Origin of the sequence: Brevibacterium casei CIP 102111 (assembly GCF_900169275.1) — a bacterium.
GTDB classification, from domain to species: Bacteria; Actinomycetota; Actinomycetes; order Actinomycetales; family Brevibacteriaceae; genus Brevibacterium; species Brevibacterium casei.
In genome coordinates this window covers 545,483-555,783 of record NZ_FXZC01000004.1, presented here as the reverse complement: position 1 = coordinate 555,783, position 10,301 = coordinate 545,483, and the positions used below count along the sequence as shown (strand labels likewise).

Annotated in this window: 10 protein-coding genes and 1 rRNA gene; 5 read left to right on the top strand and 6 right to left on the bottom strand. The window is 67.6% G+C overall.

The genetic code is table 11. The features are described from left to right. Positions 1–120 (bottom strand): 16S ribosomal RNA (locus BC102111_RS12260); the annotation flags it as partial. Positions 121–679: 559 nt separating this feature from the next. On the opposite strand from BC102111_RS12260, the gene BC102111_RS12255 reads away from it, so the two are divergent. Beyond that, positions 680–1,681 carry an epimerase gene (locus BC102111_RS12255; protein ID WP_009380228.1) on the top strand — a complete coding sequence of 334 codons (1,002 nt, stop codon included), beginning with the start codon at positions 680–682 and terminating at the stop codon, positions 1,679–1,681. Positions 1,682–1,770: 89 nt separating this feature from the next. Here the strand turns inward: BC102111_RS12255 and BC102111_RS12250 are convergent, their stop codons facing one another. Further along, positions 1,771–2,283 carry a MarR family winged helix-turn-helix transcriptional regulator gene (locus BC102111_RS12250; protein WP_009380229.1) on the bottom strand — a complete coding sequence of 171 codons (513 nt, stop codon included), beginning with the start codon at positions 2,281–2,283 and terminating at the stop codon, positions 1,771–1,773. Positions 2,284–2,473: 190 nt separating this feature from the next. Here BC102111_RS12250 and BC102111_RS12245 point away from each other — a divergent pair, with 190 nt between their 5' ends. Next, positions 2,474–3,112, top strand: a complete 639-nt coding sequence (locus tag BC102111_RS12245; protein WP_009380230.1) for a hypothetical protein — start codon at positions 2,474–2,476, stop codon at positions 3,110–3,112. Here the strand turns inward: BC102111_RS12245 and BC102111_RS12240 are convergent. Continuing rightward, entirely contained in the window at positions 3,052–3,630 is a 579-nt protein-coding gene (locus BC102111_RS12240; RefSeq protein ID WP_009380232.1) for a DUF2867 domain-containing protein, read from the bottom strand. The two genes, BC102111_RS12245 and BC102111_RS12240, sit on opposite strands and share 61 nt — an antisense overlap. Positions 3,631–3,717: 87 nt before the next feature. Between BC102111_RS12240 and BC102111_RS12235 the strand changes: the two genes are divergently transcribed. Continuing rightward, a complete protein-coding gene (locus tag BC102111_RS12235) occupies positions 3,718–4,281 on the top strand; it encodes a TetR/AcrR family transcriptional regulator (protein WP_009380234.1) in 564 nt (187 codons plus the stop codon). A 68-nt stretch (positions 4,282–4,349) separates the two neighbouring features. Here BC102111_RS12235 and trhO read toward each other — a convergent pair whose 3' ends face one another. After that, positions 4,350–5,261: an oxygen-dependent tRNA uridine(34) hydroxylase TrhO gene (gene trhO / locus BC102111_RS12230; protein WP_009380236.1), complete on the bottom strand. Its 912-nt coding sequence runs from the start codon at positions 5,259–5,261 to the stop codon at positions 4,350–4,352. Positions 5,262–5,442: 181 nt separating this feature from the next. Between trhO and purL the strand changes: the two genes are divergently transcribed. Next, complete coding sequence (gene purL / locus BC102111_RS12225; protein WP_009380238.1) at positions 5,443–7,809, top strand: phosphoribosylformylglycinamidine synthase subunit PurL; 2,367 nt, start codon at positions 5,443–5,445, stop codon at positions 7,807–7,809. A gap of 132 nt (positions 7,810–7,941) precedes the next feature. Here the strand turns inward: purL and BC102111_RS12220 are convergent, their stop codons facing one another. Beyond that, on the bottom strand, positions 7,942–8,316 hold the full coding sequence (locus BC102111_RS12220) for a hypothetical protein (RefSeq protein ID WP_009380240.1): 375 nt from the start codon (positions 8,314–8,316) through the stop codon (positions 7,942–7,944). A gap of 308 nt (positions 8,317–8,624) precedes the next feature. On the opposite strand from BC102111_RS12220, the gene BC102111_RS12215 reads away from it, so the two are divergent. After that, positions 8,625–8,954: an immunity protein CdiI family protein gene (locus tag BC102111_RS12215; RefSeq protein WP_009380242.1), complete on the top strand. Its 330-nt coding sequence runs from the start codon at positions 8,625–8,627 to the stop codon at positions 8,952–8,954. 32 nt (positions 8,955–8,986) lie between these two features. Here BC102111_RS12215 and BC102111_RS12210 read toward each other — a convergent pair whose 3' ends face one another. Next, entirely contained in the window at positions 8,987–10,270 is a 1,284-nt protein-coding gene (locus BC102111_RS12210; RefSeq protein WP_146001427.1) for a hypothetical protein, read from the bottom strand. Positions 10,271–10,301 lie beyond the last annotated feature (31 nt).

Below are 10,301 nucleotides of genomic sequence, written 5' to 3'. Positions count from 1 at the left end.
TGTTACTCACCCGTTCGCCACTCATCCACCCGGTGCAAGCACCAGGCTTCAGCGTTCGACTTGCATGTGTTAAGCACGCAGCCAGCGTTCGTCCTGAGCCAGGATCAAACTCTCCATAAAAAATTTATTTCTAGTGATCCCGGCAAGACAGTCACCCATCCACGGGGGTGGACGGTGACCCCACCATGAACCGAAAAAGTCCATGGGTTTTTGGTTGTCTTACCAGAAAAAATTTCTGGCATCACATTGTTCAAACAAACACGCTATTGGATTCTCAAACCACAAACACACACCCACACCACACACGAATATTCGCGTGCTCGCTGGGGGCATCCACAGGATTGCGTCCGCCCGATCCACACACCCGGACTGTCCTGGCCAAACTTGTGTTTGCGCTGGTGACACCCGGTGGAAACACCGCGTTGTTGTGGTGTTCCCGGTGAGGCGAACGAGATATAACTCTAGACCACCAGAACACCCCCACGCAACCCCGAAACCACACCAGGCAGGGTGACAACCACCACATGACCCACGCCACCCGAATCGGGCCGCGCCAGCCGCCTCGAATCGAGCACTGCAACCCAGGACCAGGACCATCAGCGAGCCGCGCGCTGAGACGCAGCGTTTCGCCAGAAGCCGGCACCCGAGAGTCCGATGCTCGCCACGCTACGGTGACCTCATGAGCGAGCCTGCCGCATCTCCCGTCCACTCCCCCACCGCCGTCATCGCCGGCGCCTCAGGATTCATCGGCCGCTCACTCATCGGCCCGCTCGAGGAGTGGGGCTACCGGGTGCGCACGATCGGTCGCGGTAGCTCTGCCGATACCGGATGGGATGACCCGGACGGCATCAGAGTCACAGTCGACGGCGCCGATCTCCTCATCAACCTCGCCGGCCGAAGCGTCGGATGCCGCTACACCGACCGTAATCGGCAAGAGATCTGGGATTCCCGCATCCTCACGACCCGGGCACTCCACGACGCGGTGAGCTCCGCCTCGGCGCCGCCGCGGCTGTGGATCAACGCGAGCACGGCGACGATCTACCGTCACGCGATCGACCGCCCGCAGACCGAATCGACCGGAGACATCGGGGAGGGATTCTCCGTCGACGTCGCCACCGGCTGGGAAGCGGAGTTCTTCCGCGGCAAACTGCCGCGCACTCGCCGCGTGGCCGCCCGGATGGCGATCGTCCTCGGTGATGGTGCGGCCCTGAGCATGCTCGCGACGGCCGCTCGCTTCGGCGCAGGCGGTCGCCAGCTCGAGGGACGGTGGTTCGGTCATCGGCGTTACCGTGGAATAGGACCGCACGCCTCCGGACCGACCGTGTGGCGGGGGCACGAGCCGACTCACGGCCGTCAGCGCTTCAGCTGGATCCACATCGACGACCTCGTCGCCGCGATACGCTTCATCGACACGCATCCGGAGATCTCGGGGCCGGTCAATCTCTCCAGCCCGGGAGTCTCGGACAACGCCGCACTCATGGCCGCCCTGCGCAGCGCGGTGCGGATGCCGATCGGGATCCCCGCGCCGAGGTGGCTCCTCGAGACCGGCATGGCGGTCCTCCGGCAGGAGTCGGAGCTCGTCCTCAAGAGCCGGTGGGTCCTGCCGGAGAGGCTCGAAGCCGCCGGCTTCGACTTCCGCTGGACCGACGTCAGCGCGGCGGTGAGGAGTCTCCTGCGCTGACGAAGAGGTGAGACGGTGGCGGAGTGAGGCGACACCCGAAGCGCGACGGTTGGTGTCCGGCATCGAGCGCCTGGGTCGTCCGCCCGCAGTCAGGCCTGCTCGTCTGCGCTCTCTGTCGCATTCGGCTCCGCTGACCGAGCACCCCATTCGGATGAGTCACTGCCGAGGATCTCGCCAAGCGTCACACGCACCTGCGCAACCGCCTCGGCGCCGATGCGCTCATCAAGCCACGCGTCGAAGCGGGTGATCACCGCCTCGGCGATCTCGACTCCCTCCCAACCGGATGCGGTCAGCCGCACGAGCCGTGCCCTGCCGTCGCTCGGGTCGGGCACGACCTCGACGTAGCCGAGCCTCTCGAGGTGACGGACCTGCTCCCCCATCGCCTGCTTCGTCATCTTCGTCCGCTTCGCGAGCTCCGACGCCCTCGTCCCCTCGGGATCGATGACGAGGAACAGCGGCGCGTGCGCGGACCGGATCCCCGCCAGTCCCGCATGAGCGAGGGCATCGTCGAGGCCGCCGAGGAGGTGCTGCGCCGTCGACGAGAGCAGGGAACCGAGCGGCAGCGGTCGCTCCCGCAGAGGATTGGTAAAGTCCTTGACCATTTCTCCCCAGCCTCCTATCCTGAAATCAGTCAACCACCTTACCATTCGGGCGGCGGCCGTGAGGGCGCGGGGAGTGCGTCAGGACGGGCATCGGAGCCACAGCAGGCGTCACAGGCCGAGACGTGGGGCGGGCAGCAATCACCATGACCACCGCCGCGGACCACGGCGGTTCAGGAGCACAGGAGTGAACATGGAGTACATGGACAGGTACCGCCTGGCAGGCGGTCTCATCTGGACGGCACTCGGCGTCATCGTCGCCGGCATCGGCGTGCTGCAGGGCGTGACGGTCGGTCCAATCGTCACGGCCCTCACCGCACTCACCGTCATCGCGGGCGTGGCAGCTCTGACCCGCAGTCGGTGGGCACGGTGGCTGACCGGCCGTCTCCTCGGCGCGGTCGTCGGGATCGAACTGCTGCTCTCGGTCGCCGATCGCTTCGGACTCCTCGGAGCGCCCGGCGCTCCCGGAGTCTCATGGGGATCGTGGCCGGAGTTCCTCGCCTATGTCGGGGTGCTGCTGCCGTGGGCGCCGAGTCCGCTCGCCGCCGTCGCCGGGGTGATCGCGACGGTCGCCGAGGCGGCACTCGGCACCCTGCTCATCGTCGGTCCGCTGTGGCGCTGGGTCGGCAAACTCGCGGCCGGCCTGCTCCTCTGCTTCCTCATCGCGATGCTGCCGACCGTCGGCTTCGCCGAGGTCGTCCGCTACGGTGTCGTCCTCCAGATCGGCGCCGTCCTCATCGTCTCGGCGCGCGGGTCCTGGCCGAGGCGGGATCACCGCGCCGAGGCGGACGCCTCCCAGCGCCGCCCGATCGACCGGAGCAGGGCCGGGTAGACGAAGAGCAGCCTCAAGGGCTTGATCGCCGTCATGTAGAACGCGCCGAGTCGGCCGTTGGGGCGGACGAGCACGGTCATCCGGCAGACATAGCGGCCGGCGTCGCCGGGCAGCCAGCCCAGGTGCATCGCCGTGTGGACGGTGCGGTTCGCCAGCTCGGCCGCGAACTCGTCCTCGGTCTCAAAGACCAGCGTGAAGGGGTCCACTCGGACGTCCGCGTCGGGTCGGAGGTCGTCGGGCAGCCGCTGCCGCAGAGACGGCACGCGTTCGTCGAGTCCGCCACCGACGTCGTCCCACCCGAGCAGCGCGCCGATCTTCCACCGGGCTGCCCAGAGGACGCGGACGACGGCCGGCGCCTCATCGGGGAACGCGCTGCCGAAGATTGCGTCGACGACCCGGGGCAGCTCGTCGCGGTCTCCGCGGATCGGCAGCTCCCAGACGTCTTCGACCGTGAAGTCGGGAGCGATCTCGTGCATGCGCCAGTGCCTGGAGGTGTAGGCGCTCCGGGGCAGTCTCATGGTCACCTCGATATATACGTCAGCGTATAGAAGCACGCTACCACGGTCTATGCGCTACCGTATAGATCTGAAGTGAGAGAGGTGACCATGGCCCATCCACGAACTCCCCGGCGCGCCTGGATCGACGAGGGCCTGCGGGCACTCGCCGTCGGCGGTCCGGAGGCGGTGAGAGTCGAGGCTCTCGCGCAGTCCCTCGGCGTCACCAAGGGCGGCTTCTACGGCTATTTCGCCGATCGGTCGGCGCTGCTGACGGAGATGCTCGACGTGTGGGAGCACGAGGTGACCGACCGCATCGTCGACCGGACCGAGCAGAGCGCCGGAGACGACCCTCGCGAGCGGCTGCGGCGTCTCGTCGACGTCGTCGACGAGGCAGACGACCGACCTGCCACCGGTGTCGACGTCGAGCTCGCGATCCGCCACTGGGGTCTCCGGGATCCGGATGTGGCACGCCGATTGCGCCGAGTCGATGAGAAGCACCTCGGTTACCTCCGGGAGCTCGTCGGCGAGATCTGCGCCGATCCAGTCGAGGTCGAGGCCCGGTGCGTGATCGCGATGTCGACCCGCCTCGGCGATCACCTCATGCCCGCGATCGCGGAGAGCCGCTCTGCCTACGCGGCCCGCGAGCACATCCTCGACCGACTCCTCGCCTGACGTCCGACGCCGGCTCCTCACGTGACGGCGACGATCGGGCGTTGTCGACCCTCGGTCGACGACGGGATTCAGCCGGCGGCCGCCTCGGCGAGGGCGGGATCCTCGGCACAGTCCGTGCACTCGGGCTGGAGCCCGGCAGCCGTGCACTCCGCGCACCGGAGGTACTGCTTCCGACATTCGAGGTTCGCGCAGTTGACGAATTCGGGAGTCCGCGTCCCGCACTCGACGCAGTGGCCGATCGACTCGGCACCCTCACCGAATTCGACGTGCATGCGCTTGTCGAAGACGTAGAGCGAACCGTCCCAGTAGCCGGTGTTGCCGAAGGTCTCGCCGTAGCGGACGATGCCGCCCTCGAGCTGATAGACCTCATCGAAGCCGCGGTTCTTCATGAGCACGGACAGCACCTCGCAGCGGATGCCGCCGGTGCAGTACGTGACCACGGGCTTGTCCTTGAGGTCGTCGTATTTGCCGGATTCGATCTCGGCGATGAAGTCGCGGGTGGTCTCGGTGTCGGGGACGATCGCATCGCGGAACTTCCCGATCTGCGCCTCCATCGCGTTGCGCCCGTCGAAGAAGACGACCTCATCGCCGCGTTCGTCGAGGAGCTTGTGCAGCGCTCCCGGCCCCAGGTGGACTCCCCCGCCCTGCACGCCGTCGGTCGTCACCGTGATCTCGTCCGTGGTGCCGAAGGTGACGAGTTCGGGGCGGACCTTCACACTCAGACGCGGGAAGTCATCGCCCTGTCCGTTCGACCATTTGATGTCGGCCTTCCGGAACGGTTCGTAGGACTTCGTCGCCCGCACGTAGGCCTTGACCTCGTCGATGTCACCGCCGAGAGTCGCGTTGATCCCATCCTTCGACACGATGACCCGCCCTTTGAGCCCGAGGCTCTGCGCGAGCGTGTGCTGCCACAGCCTGACCGCTTCAGGGTCGGGCAGTGGGGTGAAGACGTAGAAGAGCACGATCTTGGGAGTTGCCATGGCTCCCAGTCTAATTTGCGGACAGTTCGTCCGGCGAGGCGGAGCCCGATCGCCCTCGCCGAGGCGGTTGCCCCGTCCTCGCCGAGGCGGGCTGTCCCAGGGGCGAGGGCGCGCGGCGTTGCCCTGCCCGGATAAGATGGACGGCGAGCTCCGTGTCGTAGGAAAGGGCCACCCAGAGGACATGTCAGAAAACCTCATCTCCGCGAATTCCGAGTCTGCTCGCGCGGACGAGTCCCAGGAGGTCCCGGCGACCTCGAAGAAGGTCAGGGAGACGGTCGAGTTCGCCACCGCGAACCCCGACGTCGACCAGCCGTTCGCCGAACTCGGCCTCAAAGCCGACGAATACGCACGGATCAAGGAGATCCTCGGACGTCGCCCCACCTCGGCGGAGTTGGCGATGTACTCGGTCATGTGGTCCGAGCACTGCTCCTACAAGTCCTCCAAGGTCCACCTGTCGAAGTTCGGCGACTACGTCACCGACGAGATGAAGGAGCACCTCCTCGTCGGCATCGGCGAGAACGCCGGCGTCGTCGACATCGGCGACGGCTGGGCCGTGACCTTCAAGGTCGAGTCCCACAACCACCCGAGCTACGTCGAACCGCACCAGGGTGCTGCGACCGGCGTCGGCGGCATCGTCCGCGACATCATCTCGATGGGCGCCCGCCCCGTGGCTGTGATGGACCAGCTGCGCTTCGGCGCCATCGACCACCCCGACACCTCCCGCGTCGTCCACGGCGTCGTCTCCGGCATCAGCCAGTACGGCAACTCCCTCGGCCTGCCCAACATCGGTGGCGAGACGGTCTTCGACTCCGTCTATCAGGGCAACCCGCTCGTCAATGCGTTGGCCGTGGGCGTCATGCGCCATGAGGACATCCGGCTGGCGAACGCCTCGGGCAAGGGCAACAAGGTCGTCCTCTTCGGTGCCCGCACCGGCGGCGACGGCATCGGCGGGGCCTCGATCCTCGCCTCGGAGTCCTTCGACGACACGAAGCCCTCGAAGCGCCCGGCCGTCCAGGTCGGCGACCCCTTCGCGGAGAAGGTCCTCATCGAATGCTGTCTCGAGCTCTTCCGCGCCGGCGTCGTCGAGGGCATCCAGGACCTCGGTGCCGCGGGCATCAGCTGCGCGACCTCGGAACTCGCCTCGAACGGCGACGGCGGCATGCACATCGCCCTCGACGATGTCCTGCTGCGCGATGACACGCTCACGCCCGAGGAGATCCTCATGTCCGAGTCGCAGGAGCGGATGATGGCCGTCGTCCGCCCCGACCGCCTCGACGAGTTCATGGCCATCGTCGACAAGTGGGACGTCGAGACCTCCGTCCTCGGCGAGGTCACCGACACCGGCCGCCTCATCATCGAATGGCACGGCGACGTCATCGTCGACGTGCCCCCGCGGTCGGTCGCCCACGACGGTCCCGTCTACCAGCGTCCGATGACCGAACCGTCTTGGACCGCCGAGGTGGCCGCGAACTCCGTCGAGTCCGCAGGCCTTCCGCGACCGGAGACCGATGAGGAGCTCAAGGCGACGATGGTCGCGCTCGCGGGCTCGCCCAACCTCGCGTCGAAAGAGTGGATCACCACCCAGTACGACCGCTACGTCCAGGGCAACACCGCCCAGGCCTTCCCCGACGATGCCGGTGTCATCCGCGTCGATGAGGAGTCCGGTCTGGGCGTGGCGATCGCCACCGACGCCAACGGCCGCTACGGCTACCTCGACCCGGCCCGCGGCGCGCAGCTCGCCCTGGCCGAGGCGTACCGCAACGTCGCCACCGCCGGTGCCATCCCGCGGGCGGTCACCGACTGCCTCAACTTCGGTTCCCCCGAGGACCCGGAGATCATGTGGCAGTTCGCCGCCGCCGTCGAAGGCCTCGCCGAGGCGTGCCAGGACCTCGGCATCCCCGTCACCGGCGGCAATGTGTCCCTGTACAACCAGACCGGGGGCGTGGCCATCCACCCGACCCCGGTCGTCGGCGTGCTCGGCATCTTCGACGACGTCGCCCGCCGCACCCCGAGCGGCTGGAAGGAGCCGGGGCAGACGATCTACCTGCTCGGCACCACCGAGGCCGAGCTCGACGGGTCGGCGTGGGCCGACGTCACGGCCGGCCACCTCGGCGGGGTTCCTCCGAAGTACCGGCCGGAGACCGAGCGCGAACTCGCGGAGATCCTCATCAACTCCTCGCGCGACGGGATGGTCGATGCCGCCCACGATCTCTCCGAGGGCGGCCTCTCGCAGGCCCTCGTCGAGTCGTGCCTGCGCTACGGCACGGGGGCGCGGATCTGGCTCGACGAGCTGTGCGAGCGCGACGGCATCGACGTCTTCACCGCCCTGTTCTCCGAGTCGACGGCGCGGGCGATCGTCGCCGTCCCGCGCTCGGAGGAGGTCCGGTTCAAGGACATGTGCACCGCCAGGAACTTCCCATTCATCCGCATCGGCATGACCGACACCGGGGACGGTTCGCCTCAGCTCGAGGTCGTCGACCACTTCTCCGTCGGTCTCGACGAACTGCGCAACGCCCACGCGGAGACCCTGCCGAAGCACTTCGGCTGAGCCGTCCGGCCGGACCGTACAGCGCAGAGCCCCGCCTCTCGACATCTCACTGTCGGGATGCGGGGCTCTTGCGTTGGCGGGGCTCTGTCGTCAGCGTTGGCGGGGATGTGCCTTCGGCGGGGATGGTTCTCGTCAGCTGAGGGGTCGGGCGTCTGTCGCCGCGTTCGGCGCCACCGGCCTGCGCCTGGCCAGGAGCAGGATGCCGAGGCTGTAGTACGCCGCACCCAGGCAACCGAAGACCACCGGCCACAGTGGGGCGATGTCGAGCAGGGAGGCGATCGCGACGACCACCGTGGCCAACAGCAGTCCGACGACGACCCAGCGGTGCCACGGCTGTCTCGGAGGGGCATCGTCGCTTCCGCGAACGATGAGGGCGATCGGCAGGGCTGCCATCGCGGCCGCGAGGATGAGCGCCGGCAGGCTCACCCAGAAGACTCCGATGCCGATGACCGCGGCGCCGAGCACGCCGCAGATCAGTCCGACGATGCGGTCTCGTTTCGGGTTCACACGATCAGCTCCTTCGGGGTGTCTCGTCGCTCGCCGTGGTGCTCACTACGCTAACGGTGCAGCACGTCGCAGACAAGGCAACGTCGCTGGTGGGAGCGCACAGCCGTCGAATACACCGATGTCGTTCGCGCCGAGGTCGGCAGTCGAGGTACCGGTGTGGTTGACGAGTCCATCCCGTCTGTGTTCACCTCGAAGGACCGGACGAGGACGGTGACTGCGGTCCGACCGATGAGACTCTGAGCACCCCGAACACCCCGAGCGCTCCGATGACCCTGAGCACCCCGATCTCGCAGAAACGAGAAGGCATCATGGCACGCGACGACAACCCGCAATCAACAAAGCCGAGCGGGCACCCCAGGCGGACGATCAGGTTCTTCCCTGACTACTGTCGAACTGTCCTCTGGGAGAACGGATCGGCCAACTACGCGCTCTACCCCGAGGACCTCGGACTGTCGGAGGCGTTGAGCGCAGACATCGTTGCTTGGAACTCGTACTGGAACAGTCATTTCGACCCGTTCGACGGCTGGAAGTCCGAGGAGAGCCGCCGACGAAGCCAAGCTGAAGGCGACGCACTCGTCGAGCGCCTGCGGGACGAGATCGGCAGATTTGCCGACGTCGTTGACGACAGGTGGGCCTAAGACCTCGCCGCCGCGGTGGGGGTCGCCCCGTGTCAGTGCCGGGGGCGGTGCGGAGACTGCTGGTCTGAGGAGTTCGGCTGCTGACCTGCCGGGCCCGGTTGCTGGTCAGACGGTCTCGGCTTCCACCGTTGCGAGTCCCCTGCCTGGTCAGGTCGACGGTCCGCCTGTTGCCTCGAGTCATCGGGCGCCCGGTACGGATCAGGCCCAGCGTTCGGCTGGGGCCGACTCGCCGGTCCACTGAAACCGCCGCCAGACGACTGCTGACCGTACGGCGTCTGACCGCCGTCTGAGACGTGGCCATAGGGCTGCTGGCCGCCAGAGGACGCCTGACCGTACGGGTGGTGACTGTTCGAGTCCTGCCCGCGTCCTTGACCCAGAGGACCCTGGCCCGGCGCCCCGCCCGGATACGGAGCCAGCGCTGTGCTCGACGCGCTGCGGCGCGGCCGTCCTTCACCGAGCGTCGGCTGCGCGACGATGGGAGCCGCTCCGCCGCGGAGTCCCCCGAGGACGTGCAGGAGTCCCAGCGCCCCCAAGAAGAGGAGCAGCGCGATGATCGGAACGAGGACGCCGCCCACCCAGTACGGCAGCCCGGGCCGGTCGATCGTGGTGCTCGTCGCCGCCTGGAGCACCGCGTTGATCACCGGAATGATCACACCGCAACCGGCCGCAACGAGGAGCACCCACCAGCGCCGATTGCGCGCGATCGACCATCCGACAAGGCGGAGGGTGAGCGTGAAGGCGGAGAACACGGCGAAGACAACCGTGCTCACCCAGAACCCCGCATTGAACTGGTAGGAGATCTCAGCGACGAACGCCCCGAGGGCGGGCGGGACGGTCAGCGTGAGGATGATCGCGAAGACGTAGAGTCCACCGCCGATGAGCCGCCGCGCCCACGAAGTGTTCCGGACGAGCGCGAACGCCGCCGCACCGAGGAGCAGAGCGAGGATTCCCGTGAATACCGTGACGAGTGAGTGGAGGCGGCGCACCTCTTCGAAGTCGCCGCTCATGAGGATCGGTGCCAGCAGGACCGCCGGCAGGAAGCCGACGACCATCCCTGTCCAGAGGAGGAACCGCGCGAGCCACCCCGGCGTGTTCGGGGCGATCACCGCAGCAGACCGAGATCCCAGAGGACCCGACTGCCCCATCGCCGACGGGTACGGCGGCTGTCCGCCTGCCTGCCCCCACCCGGCGTCAGGACCGTCCTGGCGCAGATGGGCGGGCACACCCGCGTTCCGCGGCGGCACGTTCCCGGGGCCGGTCCACTGATTCGGCCGGTTCCACTGGTCGGCCCTGCCATGCGGGTAATGGTCGCTCATGCCCTCACTCTATGCGCTCGACCGGGGCGCG